This is a genomic window from Flavobacterium johnsoniae (assembly GCF_001879205.1).
Classification (GTDB): Bacteria; Bacteroidota; Bacteroidia; order Flavobacteriales; family Flavobacteriaceae; genus Flavobacterium; species Flavobacterium johnsoniae_A.
This window is the reverse complement of record NZ_MLFK01000001.1, coordinates 154,926-171,384: the sequence shown is the minus strand read 5'-3', so window position 1 is coordinate 171,384 and position 16,459 is coordinate 154,926. Positions and strand designations below refer to the sequence as shown.

Annotated in this window: 13 protein-coding genes and 2 tRNA genes; 5 read left to right on the top strand and 10 right to left on the bottom strand. The window is 34.2% G+C overall.

Annotated features, from left to right (window positions below; genetic code table 11):
- Positions 1 to 81 precede the first annotated feature (81 nt).
- From BKM63_RS00765 to BKM63_RS00745, 5 genes are all read right to left on the bottom strand, one after another.
- Positions 82 to 987 (bottom strand): N-acetylmuramoyl-L-alanine amidase, encoded by a 906-nt coding sequence (locus BKM63_RS00765; protein WP_071634781.1) that lies wholly within the window; start codon positions 985 to 987, stop codon positions 82 to 84.
- A 31-nt stretch (positions 988 to 1,018) separates the two neighbouring features.
- Complete coding sequence (locus BKM63_RS00760; RefSeq protein ID WP_071634780.1) at positions 1,019 to 1,570, bottom strand: hypothetical protein; 552 nt, start codon at positions 1,568 to 1,570, stop codon at positions 1,019 to 1,021.
- Positions 1,571 to 1,610: 40 nt separating this feature from the next.
- Positions 1,611 to 2,921 carry a 30S ribosomal protein S12 methylthiotransferase RimO gene (gene rimO / locus BKM63_RS00755; RefSeq protein ID WP_071634779.1) on the bottom strand — a complete coding sequence of 437 codons (1,311 nt, stop codon included), beginning with the start codon at positions 2,919 to 2,921 and terminating at the stop codon, positions 1,611 to 1,613.
- Positions 2,922 to 3,143: 222 nt separating this feature from the next.
- Positions 3,144 to 4,649, bottom strand: coding sequence for an OmpP1/FadL family transporter (locus tag BKM63_RS00750; RefSeq protein WP_071634778.1), 1,506 nt, complete (start codon positions 4,647 to 4,649; stop codon positions 3,144 to 3,146).
- A 53-nt stretch (positions 4,650 to 4,702) separates the two neighbouring features.
- Complete coding sequence (locus BKM63_RS00745; protein WP_071634777.1) at positions 4,703 to 5,713, bottom strand: hypothetical protein; 1,011 nt, start codon at positions 5,711 to 5,713, stop codon at positions 4,703 to 4,705.
- A gap of 101 nt (positions 5,714 to 5,814) precedes the next feature.
- On the opposite strand from BKM63_RS00745, the gene proS reads away from it, so the two are divergent.
- The 4 genes from proS (at position 5,815) to rpsT (ending at position 7,966) form a co-directional block, all read left to right on the top strand.
- The gene (proS, locus tag BKM63_RS00740) at positions 5,815 to 7,293 is read left to right on the top strand and encodes a proline--tRNA ligase (RefSeq protein WP_071634776.1); all 1,479 of its coding nucleotides are present in this window, start codon (positions 5,815 to 5,817) and stop codon (positions 7,291 to 7,293) included.
- A gap of 80 nt (positions 7,294 to 7,373) precedes the next feature.
- Positions 7,374 to 7,445, top strand: a tRNA-Glu gene (locus BKM63_RS00735).
- Positions 7,446 to 7,490: 45 nt separating this feature from the next.
- Positions 7,491 to 7,562 (top strand) — tRNA-Glu (locus BKM63_RS00730).
- A 152-nt stretch (positions 7,563 to 7,714) separates the two neighbouring features.
- Entirely contained in the window at positions 7,715 to 7,966 is a 252-nt protein-coding gene (gene rpsT / locus BKM63_RS00725; RefSeq protein WP_068844538.1) for a 30S ribosomal protein S20, read from the top strand.
- A 139-nt stretch (positions 7,967 to 8,105) separates the two neighbouring features.
- On the opposite strand, the gene BKM63_RS00720 is transcribed toward rpsT, so the two are convergent.
- Together BKM63_RS00720 and BKM63_RS00715 are read right to left on the bottom strand one after the other, a co-directional pair.
- Complete coding sequence (locus tag BKM63_RS00720) at positions 8,106 to 8,519, bottom strand: response regulator (protein ID WP_071634775.1); 414 nt, start codon at positions 8,517 to 8,519, stop codon at positions 8,106 to 8,108.
- Between the two features lie 4 nt (positions 8,520 to 8,523).
- Entirely contained in the window at positions 8,524 to 10,179 is a 1,656-nt protein-coding gene (locus tag BKM63_RS00715; RefSeq protein WP_242661073.1) for a PAS domain-containing sensor histidine kinase, read from the bottom strand.
- Positions 10,180 to 10,401: 222 nt separating this feature from the next.
- On the opposite strand from BKM63_RS00715, the gene typA reads away from it, so the two are divergent.
- Positions 10,402 to 12,198 carry a translational GTPase TypA gene (gene typA / locus BKM63_RS00710; protein WP_071634773.1) on the top strand — a complete coding sequence of 599 codons (1,797 nt, stop codon included), beginning with the start codon at positions 10,402 to 10,404 and terminating at the stop codon, positions 12,196 to 12,198.
- 78 nt (positions 12,199 to 12,276) lie between these two features.
- Here the strand turns inward: typA and BKM63_RS00705 are convergent, their stop codons facing one another.
- The 3 genes from BKM63_RS00705 to BKM63_RS00695 all read right to left on the bottom strand — a co-directional run bounded on the left by BKM63_RS00705 (position 12,277) and on the right by BKM63_RS00695 (position 16,384).
- Positions 12,277 to 14,559, bottom strand: a complete 2,283-nt coding sequence (locus BKM63_RS00705; protein ID WP_242661072.1) for a T9SS type B sorting domain-containing protein — start codon at positions 14,557 to 14,559, stop codon at positions 12,277 to 12,279.
- 72 nt (positions 14,560 to 14,631) lie between these two features.
- Positions 14,632 to 15,468, bottom strand: coding sequence for an ABC transporter permease (locus BKM63_RS00700; protein WP_071634771.1), 837 nt, complete (start codon positions 15,466 to 15,468; stop codon positions 14,632 to 14,634).
- Between the two features lie 7 nt (positions 15,469 to 15,475).
- Positions 15,476 to 16,384: an ABC transporter ATP-binding protein gene (locus BKM63_RS00695; protein WP_071634770.1), complete on the bottom strand. Its 909-nt coding sequence runs from the start codon at positions 16,382 to 16,384 to the stop codon at positions 15,476 to 15,478.
- Positions 16,385 to 16,459 lie beyond the last annotated feature (75 nt).

Sequence of the window (16,459 nt, the reverse complement as noted above, 5' to 3'; positions counted from 1 at the left end):
TCTAGTACTTTGATTATTAAATAAAAAAAGCGCATTTCAAAAGATTAGAAATGCGCTTTGTATTTTTTTTAAATCAGACTATTACTGAACTTGTTTTTTGTAAATAGAGTAAATAGTATCGATTGTTTTTCTGTCTAAAGTAGAAGTTGCATCAGTCTGAATGTAATGTAATTTGAAAGCCTGAATTGCTGCACTTAAATTTTTAGTATTATACCCAATAATTCGCAATGCCGGTTCAATTTTAAAATCAAAAGGAGCTTCTTCAAGAACTGCGTCCGGCCAAATTCCAAAACCTTTTTCTGCTAACGTTTTCCAAGGAAATAAGGCGCTTGGATCTTGTTTTCTTCCGGGTGCAATATCAGCATGTCCTAGAAAGTTTTGAGTTGGGATATTATAATCTTTTTTCAATTTCGTTAATAATGCTACCAAACTGCTGATTTGTGCTTCTGTAAAAGGTTTGAAGCCATTGTTGTCAAGCTCAATTCCAATGGATGAAGAATTTAAATCTGTATTTTTTCCCCAAGTCGAATTTCCTGCATGCCACGCTCTCAAATAATCATTTAGCATCTGAACCACTTTTCCATTTTCTGAAATAATGTAGTGGGCACTAACCTGAGTTTTGGTTTTGGTAAATGTACTTACTGTTTGCTGTAAAGAATCCTGAGCGGTATGATGAATAATTACAAAACTTGGTTTTCTTAAATTAAAATTAACAGTACCAATCCATTCTGTACTAATCCCGTTTAATAAAGCCGTAGACCCTGTTTTAGATAAAGTATCTTTTATAATGCCAAGTTGTGAAGCATAGGTAGTATCAATAATCAACGGACTTACCGGTGGTATTGCTTTTGCTTCTTTACTTGTAATTTGATTTTCTAAAGTTTTTAACTGCTGATCGTATGCTTTTTCAGTAGTTTTATAAGGATTTGTCGAGCAAGAAGTAATGATAATTGCTAAAATCAGATAACAAAAATGTTTTCTTACCATAATAGTTTACATTTTATGAAGTTTAGAACAATTATTCCAGAGTTTTCTCAGTTGGTTTTTCTTCTTCTTTGTTGTCTTTATCTTTATCTTTTTTCTTTTTTGATTTTGTCTTTTTGATCTCTTTAAAATTATCCATGAAATTGGTGTATTTCGGGATCTGGTCCGGATTCAAAAATGCCGTTATCTTTTTTGTCATACTTTCTTTTAGAGCTTTCATTTGCTCCATTTTCTGATCTTGACTGCTGTTTTCATTTTTTAAAAGAATACCTTGCTCTCTTAAACTGTCAGCAAAAACATTTGTAATCGCAATTGTTTGAAGCTCGTCCAGATTAACTACCGGTTTCATTTCGTCTACAATTTTTGCAGCAGTTTCTTCTACAGGTATTTCTTTTGGTTTACTTGTATTTTGCTGCGGTCCCTGCATCATGCTTCTATCCATTCCCATTCCGCTGCCTCTTCCGCCGTATCCGCCGCCGTAGCCATTTCCATAACCATTTCCATATCCGTTCCCGTACTGAGCTGAAACAGAATTGAAGCAGAATAAAGTGAAAACCAAAATAATTAAGTTTTGTATAGGTTTCATAAAGTAGTTGTGTCTAAGTTAGCAATTGTTTATGGTAAATTTAAGCAGGTTCTCCGTATAAATCAAATTCTGTTGCTTCAATTATCTTGATATTAACAAATTCTCCTGTTTTTACATAATGTTTAGAAGCGTCAATTAAAACTTCATTATCTACATCCGGGCTGTCAAATTCTGTTCTTCCCACAAAATGAGCACCTTCTTTTCTGTCAATAATACATCTAAATACCTCTCCTACTTTCTCTTGGTTCAAATCCCATGAAATTTGAGATTGTAATTCCATGATTTCATTTGCTCTTGCCTGCTTAACATCGTCCGGAACATTATCTTCTAATAAATAAGCATGCGTATTTTCTTCATGAGAATAAGCAAAACATCCCATTCTGTCAAACTTCATTTCCTGAACGAAATCTTTCAAAATCTCAAAATCTTCCTGTGTTTCTCCTGGGTATCCTACAATTAGAGTTGTTCTAATTGCCATTCCCGGAACCGCTGCACGGAAATCTTTTAATAACTGAGTCGTTTTTGCCTGAGTTGTCCCGCGGCGCATTGATTTCAAAATAGAATCTGAAATATGCTGCAATGGAATATCGATATAATTACAAATTTTAGGCTCGCGTTTCATTAATTCTAAAACATCCATTGGGAAACCGGTAGGATAAGCATAATGCAATCTAATCCATTCAATTCCTTCAACTTTTGCTAAAGCTTCTAATAATTCAGCAAGATTTCTCTTTTTATATAGGTCTAAACCATAATAAGTTAAATCCTGAGCAATTAGTATTAATTCTTTAACGCCATTTTTTGCTAAACCTTGTGCTTCTTTTACTAATTTTTCAATTGGCTGCGAAACATGAGAGCCGCGCATTAATGGAATTGCACAGAAACTACAAGGTCTGTCGCATCCTTCTGCGATTTTTAAGTAAGCATAATTTTTAGGAGTTGTGGTTAATCTTTCTCCTAATAATTCATGTTTATAGTCAGCGCCTAATGCTTTTAATAACTGAGGTAATTCAGTTGTACCAAAATATTGATCTACATTTGGGATCTCTTTTTCTAAGTCAGGTCTGTAACGTTCAGATAAACATCCGGTCACGAAAACTTTATCAACTAATCCCTTGTCTTTTTTATCAGCATACTCCAAAATCATATTTACTGACTCTGCTTTTGCATTATCAATAAAACCGCAAGTGTTTATTACAATAATGTTTCCTTCATCCTTGGTTGCTTCGTGGGTAACTTCTTTTCCGTTTGCACGAAGCTGACCCATAAGCACTTCACTATCATATACATTTTTTGAACACCCAAGAGTGATTACGTTAATTTTGTTCTTTTTTAAAGACTTGGTTCTCATACTTTTATAAATTGGAGTGCAAAATTACACTTTTTTATTCAAACACGGCTTGTTTCCCATTCATTTAGATGTTTTTTATGAAGCTATGCCGCCGAAATTTTAGGATTCGTTATTTTTTATCTTGCAAAGAAGTTAGAAAAGGATCATCAGGACTATTTGGGGCTAAAAAAAATCCGCCAAGTAACACCTGACGGAAATTTCCATACATCTATTTATTCTTAATTACAATTCAAATAATAAAGTCAGAGAAACATTATTCAATTTTGAGGTAATGTTTGCTGCGTCAGTAAATCCTCTGCTAAATAAAGGCTGGCTCGATTTTCTTTCTAAATACGAATAAGCTAAATCAAGTTTGGTTCCTCCAAAATTATAACCTAAACCAGCAGAAAAACTGTTTGTGTCTCCAATTGTAGTTCCATCTTTATAAGGACTTCCTTCAAAGCGATAACCGCCGCGAAGGCTTAATTGTTTTATTTTGTACTCGGCACCAACTCTTAATTCGCCGTTGCTGGTAAGTTGGCTGTTCATGGCGCTGTTAGTTCTTCTAAAAGCTTCGTCACTTGTTGGTTTGTATTTAGTATTGCTGTAGTCTTTAATAGCATAATCGATACTAAGTAAACCTGATTTTCCAAATACATAAGCGGCACTAAAAGTTACTTTTCCAGGCGTTTGTAATGTGTAAGAATCGTATACATTAATAACATTAGGATTAACATCGTAATAATTAATCGGTCCACCTGTAGTTTCCGTTGTTGTGTATAGACTTTGTGAAAGTTCATCATAAAGTTCATACCACGTATTTGATTCATAGGCTATACCGAGCCTAAATGCATCTGTTACTTTTGCAATTGCTCCTAATTGAAAAGAGAATCCATTTCCATAAGTGTATAACTCATTGTTGAATCTTATTTCAGAAATCGTTTCTGTTGGAGTAAGTGGACTGTTGTTGTATTCAAAAAAACTGCTTGATCTTCTAAAGTCAGTAATGTGTACGTTTAAATTAGCTCCCAAATAAATACGATCTTTATATGATGTGGCTATGTTGAAGCTTAATTTGCTGTTATATCCTCGGGTGTAAATTTCATTTTCTTGAATGTAACCACTGCCGGAAGGGACATTAGATTTGTATTGTGTGTTGTTGTTATTTTCGGTATTAGGAATAATTACTTTTCCATAATATCCAAAATAAGCTTGTTGTTCATCAAAAAATTGATCTCTATAGGATATGCCTTTTATGTCTCCTAAAGGAATTCCGTTAGCGTAATCTACGAAATAGTTTGCTATAGAATTGTTTAGGTTTTTTCCAGAAGTAAAAGTGTTGCTATTGAAATTATTGGTGTTTTCATAACTAGCTCCAATGGCAATTTTATTCCATCCGTTATTCGGGTTTCCGTCTTTAAAAACAAAAATACCACCCGCCTGATTTAGGATAAAGGAGTTGTCTTTGTCTTGTGTTTGATTATTACTGAAATATTTAGAATCATTAACAATATTTTGATTGCTTAATGTTACTCCAACCTGATTATTGTTGAAAATAGCCGATCCCGCCGGGTTCACTGTTATTGCAGAAAGGTCACCACCTACGGCTCCAAAAGCACCGCTCATAGCTCTAAATCTTGCAGTTCCGGTAATGTTATCTTGTGCAAATCGAACAGCATCAGAAACTTCCTGAGAATATGAGACGCTGACAGTTAGTCCTGTAATTAATAGGAGAAATATTTTTTTCATTTTGGTGAGTTTTAATGTGTAAGTGTATTTAGATGTGCAAAAGGGAAAAAATGTTACCTTCTTCCGCCTCCGCCTCCGCCGTACGATCTTCCACCGCCTCCACCGCCTCCAGACGATCTCATGCTTCCGCCGCCACTGTTCATTGAACGAGAAGGGCTAGGAGAGTATGTTCTCGAAGGGCTGCTGTTAGTGTTGTTGTAGCTTCTGTTTGTGGTTGTACCGCTAGATGACCTTCTGTTAGAATAATCATAAGTGTTGTTCTGACCTTGAGAATAGCTTCTTCTGTTACTGAAATTTGGGCTTGAACTATTATTGTAAGTTCTTCCGTTTACAGATGAACCTCTTCTGTAGTCAGAGTAACTGTTAGATCTGTTAGTATAATTTCTATTTGTGGTATAACTACTGCTTCTATTAGTGAAATTTCTATTTGAGTTATAACTTCTGCTGTTTACAAAATTTCTATTTGAATAGTAGTTTCTATTTGAAGCGTAATTTCTGCTGCCATAATAAGCGGCAGATCCTCTTCTTCCATAGCTGTATGAGTAGTTTCCATAGTATCTAGGTCCCCAATATCCTGGGTAGCCCCATCCTGGACCCCAGTATCCCGGATAACCCCAAGCGTATCCCGGGTATCCCCAGCCAGCTCCCCAATAACCGCCATATCCCCATCCGTAATATGGATATCCAAATCCAAATCCGAATGACCATGCAGGGTCAGAATAAACGTTTACAGAAACTTCAGAATTACTGCTTCCCCATGCAGGATAGGCTACAGCTGCAGTTTGCGTGCTGTCAGTATCTGAATAATTGCCGTAATTGTCTACATCGGTAAAAATTTCAGTTGGCTGATTGTCATCCTGAAGCGATCTAAAGTAATCTTTATATTGGTTATTAGCGTTTGTGGTATTTGTTTGAGCATATCTGTTGGTAGTATTACTGTATACACCATCATTGTCATGATAGGATGTATTTTGGTAAGAACCACACGATGCTAGTAGAAAACTCAGTAATCCAATTAAGTAAAAATGACTTGAGTTTTGGCGGAGAGTAGTATAAGTTTTCATATCTGTCGTGTTTTTTATTGTTGCACATTACAAAAATAGTTAGTTTTGTCAAACTATTTAGTTAAAATTATTAAAACAAAATTTGTGCCAAACTATATAATATGAGTAAGAACCTTACTACGCGATCAGAAGATTATTCGAAATGGTATAATGAGCTGGTTGTCAAAGCAGATTTAGCTGAAAATTCAGGAGTTAGAGGATGTATGGTGATCAAGCCGTACGGCTATGCAATTTGGGAAAAGATGCAGGCAGAGTTAGATCGAATGTTTAAAGAAACAGGACATCAAAATGCTTATTTTCCTTTATTTGTTCCCAAAAGCATGTTTGAGGCTGAGGAAAAGAATGCAGAAGGATTTGCGAAAGAGTGTGCTGTTGTAACGCACTATAGATTAAAGAATGATCCGGATAGAGAAGGAAAGCTGATGGTTGACCCAAATGCTAAACTGGAAGAAGAGCTTATTGTTAGGCCTACAAGTGAGGCGATTATCTGGTCTACATATAAAGGATGGGTACAATCTTATAGAGATTTGCCTTTGCTGATTAATCAATGGGCAAATGTGGTGCGTTGGGAAATGCGTACGCGTTTATTTTTAAGAACTGCAGAATTTTTGTGGCAGGAAGGGCATACAGCTCATGCAACAAAAGCAGAAGCTTTGGAAGAATCTGAAAAAATGATGAACGTTTATGCAGATTTTGCTGAGACTTTTATGGCAATTCCTGTTGTTAAAGGGATTAAAACAGAAAGTGAACGTTTTGCGGGTGCAGATGAAACATATTGTATTGAGGCTTTAATGCAGGATGGAAAAGCATTACAAGCAGGAACTTCGCATTTCTTAGGGCAAAATTTTGCAAAAGCATTTGATGTGAAGTTTGCTAATGCGGAAGGAAAACAAGAGCACGTTTGGGGAACATCTTGGGGAGTTTCTACCCGTTTGATGGGAGCGTTGATTATGACACATTCTGATGATCAGGGGTTAGTGCTGCCTCCAAATTTAGCTCCAATACAAGTGGTAATTGTTCCTATTCATAAAACAGACGAACAATTGGCTCAGATTACAACTGCGGTTAATGAACTGACTGCTAAATTGAGAAAGCTTAAGATTTCGGTTAAATATGATGACAGAACAACTCAAAAACCAGGATTTAAATTTGCTGAATGGGAATTGAAAGGTGTGCCTGTTAGAATTGCTGTTGGTCCAAAAGATTTAGAAAACGGAACTTTTGAGGTGGCAAGACGTGATAATTTGTCAAAAGAAGTTGTAGCTGCAGAGAAAATTGTTGAATATGTAAATGATTTGTTAGAACAGATTCAAAAGGATTTATTTGACAGAGCGTTAAACTATCGCAATACTCATATTACAGAAGTAAATAATTTTGAGGAGTTTAAAGAAGTTTTAGAAGGAAAAGGAGGGTTTATTTCTGCTCATTGGGATGGTACTGCGGCAACCGAAGAGAAGATAAAAGATTTGACAAAAGCAACGATTCGATGCATTCCTCTGGATGCAGTTGAAGAGACGGGAACCTGCGTGTTTACTGGTAGTCCGTCGACTAAGAGGGTACTGTTTGCTAAGGCATATTAAAAAAAAATAAAAAAAAATGCATCAGCTATTGTGCAACTAAAAAATAGATGTATCTTTGCATCCGCATTAGAGAAATACACGGTCCGTTCGTCTATCGGTTAGGACGCCAGGTTTTCATCCTGGTAAGGGGGGTTCGATTCCCCCACGGACTACAATTTCAATTTTATTATAAATTGAAGAAAACTTAGAAGGAAATTGGTCTGTTCGTCTAGGGGTTAGGACTCCAGGCTTTCGTCCTGGTAACAGGGGTTCGATTCCCTTACAGACTACAAAATTAGTTGTAAATAAGTTTTATAAAATAAAGATTGGTGTCTCGGTTTTTATTTTATTAGTTAAAACCAAAGTGATTGTTTTGCAATTGTGGGAGGTTTTTCTTTTTTAACTAGTATATATAAATTATTACATCTAAAATTAAAAGAAAATGGCAAATCATAAGTCAGCATTAAAAAGAATCAGAAGTAACGAAAAAAGAAGAGTTCTTAACAGATATCAACATAAAACTACTCGTAATGCTATTAAAGCATTAAGAATAGCTACTGATAAAGCAGATGCTACTGCAAAATTATCAACTGTTATCTCTATGATTGATAAATTAGCTAAAAAGAACATCATTCATGATAATAAAGCTTCTAACTTGAAGTCTAAATTAACTAAGCATGTTGCTAAATTGTAATTAATTACAATTTCCTAAATATCAAAAAGTCCTCTTTTAGAGGGCTTTTTTTGTTTATATAATATTCGGTTTTAAAATTCCAGTTTTAAATGAAAGTGCGGAGTGTGGTAGTTTAGAATTTTGATATTGTAAATTTGCCCTAAATTTCCATTTTCTTTTTAAGGTATTCCAGCATGGCTTGTGTAATTGGTTTAGAAAGAAAATCAATTATTATAGGGTATTTTTTTGCTTTTGCAAGATCTTCGGGGTCGATGGTAGAAGATAATACGATGACTTTCGCCGTGTTAAATTCAGTATAAGCTTCGGAAGTAAAATGATCCAAAAACTCCCATCCTCCCATAACAGGCATGTTTAAGTCAAGAAAAATCAATTCTGGTTTTTTGTTTACTTTGTTTTTGCTGTTAGTGTATTTTAACGTGTTAAAATGGTGTAATGCTTCTTCGCCATTTTGAGCAGTAATAATTTCATGTGAGAATGATGATTTTGAAATTACCTTTTTGCATAGCATTAACGTGATTGGGTCATCATCAATGCATAAAATTTGCTCGAGCATGTTTTTAATTTTTAAATGTTATAGTAAATGTGGTGCCTTTATTAACTTCACTGTCTATTGTAATAGTTCCTCCCATTGTTTCAACCTGCGATTTTACAAGGTATAAACCTAACCCTTTACTGTCAGGATAGTTATGGAATCTTTGGTAAAGACCAAAAACTTTATCGCGATTTCTTTCTAAATCTATTCCGATTCCATTGTCTTTAAAGGTTAAAATGGCTTGGTGGTCTATTTGTTCGGCTGTAATAGATATTTTCAGCTTTCTGTTTTCTGATTTGTATTTTATTGAATTTGTAAGCAGATTAAGTAAGATGCTTTCTATGTAGGCCTTATTTGTATTTAAAAGTGGTACTCTGTCAAACTTTAATTTAATAATAGGTTTGTGCAATTCAATTTGAAAAGACAACTGGCTAAAAACATTTTCAAAGACTTCTTTTAATGAAACCTCTTCTTTTTGCATGGATGGATTGTCTTTTATGATAATTACTTTTACCAGATCGTTTATTGTTTCATTTAATAAATGTGTCGATTTTGTAAAACCAGCCAAAATTTCTTCCAGTTCTTCGTTTTCGATTGGAATATCTTCAATAAGATTTAAAAGTCCGATTAAGTTAGATAACGGTGCACGGAGATTATGAGATGTGATATAAGAGAATTGTTTTAAGTCTTTATTGTTTTGCGTAAGCTCACGAATGAGATGCTCTTTTTCGGTTTCCAGTTTTTTCTCATCTGTAATATCTCTTTGTATAGAAATCCAGTGTGTAATGACTCCTTCGTTGTTAAAAATAGGGATCATGGCAAAACGAACCCAGTATTCTTCTTTGGTTTTAGTATAAGTTATTGTTTCGATTACACATTCTTCCTCATTTTTTATGGCCCTTAAAAGTTTTTTTAATTCTTCAGAATCAGATTTTGGGCCTTTGAATATGTTTGTTGATTTTCCAATAATTTCATTAGACTGATAACCTGACATTTGAGAAAATGCCGGATTTACGTAGACAATTCGTGGAATTTTGCGATCTAGAGAATTGGCTTCGGTAATTAAAATGGAATCTTTAGATTGTGTAATTACGGTTTCCAAAAGCTTTAATCGCTGTTCTTCTTCTTTTTGTTTGGTGATATCCTGAATAGCCCCGATCATTCTAATAGCTCTTCCGTTTTCATCTTTTAACAAAAAACCTCGGTCTAAAACGTATTTATAAGTTCCATCCGCACATCTAAAACGGTATTGATCCTGCCATTTTTCTGTTTTTTGCTCAATAAATGAATATAATTTTATAGACATTCTGATACTGTCTTCCGGGTGAATTTTATCGAACCACCATTTTGAAGTTTTTCCTACTTCCTGCGGATTATAACCAAAGACACTTTCAATACCTTTGTTCCAATTTATGCTGTCTTCCTGAATTTTCCAATCCCAAATTGTATCGCTTGTTGCTTTTGCAACGATATCATATTTTTCATTTGATTCCTTAATTTCTTCATTTGTCCTGTTTAATTTTTTAAAAACAGAAATATTTTTCTTTTCATTTGCGGATAATATATATCTGAAAATGAATCCTGTAGTGATGATGAAAAAAACATCTTTAAGGAAAAATAAATACGAATATTTGGATTGAAAAAAGTAGTCAGTGAGTAGATTATGACAGACTATGGCCATAATTAGCGATATGATAACGTAAACGAGAGTAATTTTGAGAGTTTTACTTTTCATTACTCAAATATAGTTAAATTAACTATAACTAAACAATAACTAAAGTTCATTTTAGGGGGTAAATTAATACTAGTTTAACGAACTAATTACTTGTATATACGCAAACTATCACAGAAACGTTTTTTTTATCAAAATAAAGTGTACTTTTGCACCCATTAAAAATCACAAATGGAATCTATTAGAAATATTGCAATTATTGCCCACGTCGATCACGGTAAAACCACTTTGGTTGATAAAATTATGTATCACTGTCAATTATTTCGTGACAACGAAAATACAGGTGATTTAATTCTTGATAATAACGATTTAGAGCGTGAGAGAGGTATTACTATTACTTCTAAAAACGTTTCTGTTCAGTACAAAGGAACAAAAATCAATATTATTGACACTCCAGGCCACGCGGATTTTGGAGGTGAAGTAGAGCGTGTATTGAACATGGCCGATGGTGTATGTTTGCTAGTGGATGCTTTTGAAGGTCCTATGCCGCAAACTCGTTTTGTGTTACAAAAAGCGATTGACTTAGGTTTAAAACCTTGTGTAGTTATTAATAAAGTTGACAAAGAAAACTGTACTCCTGAAGAAGTTCACGAAAAAGTTTTTGATTTGATGTTTGAATTAGGTGCAACTGAAGAGCAATTAGATTTTCCAACTGTTTATGGTTCTGCTAAAAACAATTGGATGTCTGACGATTGGAAGAACCAAACAGAAAATATCGAGCCTTTATTAGACATGGTTATTGCTAATGTACCAGCTCCTAAAGTTTCTGAAGGTACTCCTCAAATGTTAATTACATCTTTAGATTTCTCTTCTTTTACAGGTCGTATCGCTATTGGTCGCCTTGAAAGAGGTGTTCTAAAAGAAGGAATGCCAATTTCTTTGGTAAAAAGAGATGGTAAAGTAATCAAATCAAGAATTAAAGAATTACATACTTTCGAAGGTTTAGGCCGTAGAAAAGTAGAAGAAGTTATTGCCGGAGATATTTGTGCAATCGTAGGTGTAGAAGGTTTTGAAATTGGTGATACTATTGCTGATTTTGAAAATCCTGAAGCTTTACAAACTATTGCTATCGATGAGCCAACAATGAGTATGTTGTTTACTATTAACGATTCACCATTCTTCGGTAAAGAAGGTAAATTTGTTACTTCTAGACACATTAGAGAAAGATTGACAAAAGAACTTGAGAAAAACTTAGCGATGAAAGTTGGAGAAACTGATTCTGCTGATAAATTCATGGTTTTTGGTCGTGGTGTACTTCACTTATCTGTTCTTATTGAAACAATGAGAAGAGAAGGTTACGAACTTCAAATTGGACAGCCGCAAGTTATCATCAAAGAAGTTGATGGTGTTAAATGTGAGCCAATTGAGGAATTAACAATCGATTTGCCAGAAAACCTTTCAGGTAGAGCGGTAGAATTTGTAACTATCCGTAAAGGTGAAATGCTTTCTATGGAAGGTAAAGGAGAGCGTATGATTATTAAATTTAATATTCCATCTCGTGGAATTATCGGTTTAAGAAATCAATTGCTTACTGCTACTGCTGGTGAGGCTATTATGGCACACCGTTTCATAGGATACGAACCATACAAAGGAGAAATTCCTGGACGTAACAACGGTTCATTAATCTCTATGGAAAACGGAAAAGCAATTCCTTACTCTATCGATAAATTACAAGATCGTGGTAAATTCTTCGTTGATCCTAACGAGGATATCTATGAAGGTCAGGTTATTGGAGAAAACACTCGTAGCGATGATATGACTGTTAACGTAACTAAAACGAAAAAACTTTCAAACGTACGTTCATCTGGAGCTGATGACAAAGCAAGAATTATTCCTGCTATCAAATTCTCATTAGAAGAAGCTTTAGAGTACATTCAAAAAGATGAGTATGTTGAAGTTACTCCAAAATCTCTTCGTTTAAGAAAGATTTATTTAAGTGAAACTGATAGAAAAAGATATAAAATCTAATAAGTTTTAACTCTCAATATAAAAATCCCAAATTCCAATTAGGAGTTTGGGATTTTTTTATGCCTTAAATTAGATTCTTTATCTTTTTAAACTAAAATGTCCTTTTACATTTCTGCCGTCAACAAAGATCAAAGTAAACCAATAATCATCAGAAGGAAGCTGCTGACCGTTGTATAATCCATTCCAGCCTACACTGTTCTTGTTCATTTCTTTTAAAAATTTTCCGTAACGATCAAAAATGTGTATCGTGTAGTCAGGAAGTAAATTAGAATCTTCAATAACCCATAAATCATTATAACCGTCTCCATTTGGCGTAAAAAATCTAGGATAATCTAAAACATAAACCAAAAATGAATTTGATAATCCGCATCCGTTTTTATCTCTTGCAATGGCGTTATAAGTTCCTACAGTTACTCCGGTAAACAAAGGATCATCCTGAAAAGTTAATCCGTCTAATGAAAATTCATAATTTCCAACTCCAGTATAATCGATTAGAACAGAATTATCGTTTCCGGAAAAATCTTTAACAACTGCATTTGTTATTGTGGCAGGTTCAGATAATATTACTTTAAACTTTTTTGTTTTTTCGCATCCATTTGCATCTTTTACAGTTACAGAGTAATCGCCGGGAACTGTTATGGTTGTAGAATTTGAGGTCTCACCATTGCTCCATAAATAACTGCTGAATCCTGAAGCTACGGTTAATGTTACATCACTATTTTGGCATAAAAACTCCGACTCATCTTCAAAATTCGGCGGATCAAAAGTATTCACAACAAGAGCAGCCGGTACAATATCGTAGCAATCAGGACCGTTGACAACTCTGGCGTAAATAGTCTGATTATAAGCGGTAGTGTTTTTAAAAATATTAGAAAGCTGATTTGTTTCTGTTAAAGCATCATTAGCTGTTAAATAATAATTGACAGTTAATCCGCTTGGCAATCCGGCAGTAATTTTTGGTGTAACATCTGCATTCAAATCAAATTGGTAAAAACCATCCTGTATTCCGTCTCCATCGCAGGTATTTATTGGAGCAGGATCTGCTATTGATGTAGCTGCAATTTGTAACGTTACTTCGGCAGTTGTAAAACAGCCATATTCATTTTCTAGACGGGCATAAACAATTTGATTGTTTGCCGTATTTGTATACGTATTTGGTACAGCAATTTTATTTGTTTTAGTTTGGGCATTTGCTAGTGTTACATAATATCCTTCATTTATAATGGCTGGGACATTATTTTTTACAATATTATCTGCCTTACTTAAGTTGAAAATTGAAATTCCATCTGTGTTATCATCACATTGAAGAAGGATTGTATTTGTTGAAAGAATTTCAGCAGCATAATCAATTTTTATTTCTCCGGACAGTAGGCAGGTTGTACCAATAACGGTGGCTTCAACTCTATAATTTCCTGCATTTGTAACCTTATAAGTAGAATTTGTACTTAGAACAACGGCAGGATTATCTTTTTTAAACCATTTAAAAGTATAAGCAGCAGGATCAAGATTACTGTTAAGATCGATTTCTTCTCCAAAACAAGCAGGGTTGTTTGTGGCAATTGTACGATCCTGGCCCAGAAGAATTTTTGATGCAAAGCTTCCGGCTTCAAGAAAAATGGCTGATTCGAGGTTTCTATTTCGGTCGTCAGCAATTACCAGTTTTACGTGATATGTTTTTCCTGCAATTACATCAGATTGAGCCGTCATAACAACAGTTTGTCCGGCATAATTTACCGGACTTGTATTGTTGTTCAAACCATTAAAGTAACTTAAGTTCGCGGCTTCGCAGCCAGTATAAGTGAAGCCTCCAGGTCTTGTACCCGGTTCAATTTTTGGACGGATGTCAATAGATGAAACAGGGGTATTGGTATTAGGGATTACGGCTAAATTCTTATAAGGATTTGTGGTTCCAACTTCCTTGATTAAAAATGCAAATCCATCTGAATAGTTACATGGATAATCGTATTGATATTCATTTGAAGCAAAAATGTAATTAAAACTTAATGAATTTGCCGAAGCAACAAAATCAAATTCTAATACTGTTGCATTTATAGAATGACTGCCCAATGTCTGATCAAGATCATTGTCGCCAAGCCAGTTTGGACTGTCATTACTTACAAGCTCGCTTACAAAAGGTCCAACTGCACTTTGAGCCGTTGATGTTGCCAGAACTATTCCTTCGGTAAAAGGGAAATTGCTTCCGTTCCTGTTGAAATAAGCAAAACTTTGTTTTCCGGGTCTAAAATTATCTCCCTTACCTGTAGAATTTGTGGCAGCAGCGCATGAACTATTTATTAAAATATCTTCAATGAGCTGCTGTGGTGTTTTTGTATCATCAATGCTTATAACTTGTGCATTCATCTTTAAAGATGAAACGCATAAAAATAGAAAAATAAAAAAACTTCTTGTGTAATTCATAGTATAACAAATATACTATAAATCTCTATTTTTTAATAATTTGTAAGAAAAATATACGAATAAAAATGTCCAGATTAATACAATTAAAATAGAGAAATAATGTACTCCATAATCCTTTGTACTTTCAACTCCCATTTGATTTCCTATGCTTCGTATTATAGATAATCTTGAAAAAGGTTCAATGATTAAGTTAGACATTGCTTCTAGTGGAAAGAATTGCATAATATAATCTCCGGTGTTGCTTTGAGGAAAAATTCTAAAAGTTAGAATTCCCTTTATAATTCCTTCCAAAATGCTCCAAACCAACAAAAAACCTAATGCAAAAGCAGAGCGTTTTACCAAAATTCCCAAGAATAAACAGAAAGCAAAGAAACCAGTTAGTTTTACAAAAAAGGCCAGTAAATAATCTAAATCCATGAAAATAACATCAAATTCATTGTAAGATGAAAAACTGAATCCAAGAAGTAAACTCATTATAAAAACAAAAATAGTAGAGCACAAAGCAAAAAGCACAACAGTCAAAAATTTAGAGAGAATGAATTCTTTTTTGCTTAAACCGTCAATCAAATTTTGTTTTAAAGTGCCATAACTGTATTCGTTTGCCATCATGGAAACAATTACAATAGCAAGAAAAAATTTAAGAAGAGCAGCAATGTAAGTATTAAAATGCCATATAAACGGAAAATTGAAAATACCCATTTCGGCCAAATGGAATTTAAAAACTCCCAAATCAAATTTAATTGAAGCAATTAAGGCGATAAAGGAAAGCAGGACAAAATACGTTATTGTTAAAATACGACTGGCTTTGTTTTTCCAGATTTTTTGCAATTCTATAGAGATAAGTCTGTTCATGGCTTAGTTAGATTTTTGGATTGGTATTTTTGGTTAATTCTAAAAACTGTGCTTCAAGGCTATTTTTACGTTTTACCAAATGACTTAAAACAATGTTTTTTGAGAATAAAAACTGATTTAGCTCTGAGGCAGATAATTCAGATTTTAAGTAAACCAAAACTTTTCCGTCTTCGTCTTTAATTTGTCCCACAGCCTGATGTTCACCCAAAATTGATTTCAGCGCCGTATTATCATTCGAAGAAATTTCAAAGAAACCTTCAATTGCGGACATTCCGTCAACAGAGCCTGAGTATAAAACTTCTCCTTTTCGTAATACAACAACGTGCGAACATACTTTTTCGACTTCGTCTAATAAGTGAGAGGCCAATAAAATCGTAGTTCCGTGCGATGCAATTTCTTTGATAATATCTCTAATTTGATGAATTCCCTGCGGGTCTAAACCATTTGTAGGCTCATCCAGAATTAAAATTTCAGGATCATTTAAAAGCGCTGATGCAATCGCCAGACGTTGTTTCATTCCAAGAGAAAAAGTACTGAATTTGCTGTCTTTTCTTTCTGTTAATCCAACAAGATTTAGTTTTTCTTCAATCTTAGAATAATTAATGTTTTTAATTTTGCAAACCAGTTTAAGGTTTTCCTCAGCAGTCATATATGGATAAAAATTGGGGCGCTCGATTATGGCTCCCACTTTTTTTAAAGCTTCGTGTGTCTGTACATTTCCGTCAAACCATTTATAATCGCCTGATGTTCTGTTAACGACATTTAAAACAATTCCTAAAGTAGTAGATTTTCCGCTTCCGTTAGGGCCCAGGATTCCGTAGACATGGCCTTTTTGTATGCTAAAAGATACATTTTTAAGAGCTTGAATGCGCCCGTATCTTTTACTGAGATTCTGAATAGTAAGTATGGTTTCCAAATTTATTTCGGTTTTAGTTTTTAGTAAGACGAGCCAACTGGTATATTGTTACGTCAAATTTATTTTTATCATCTT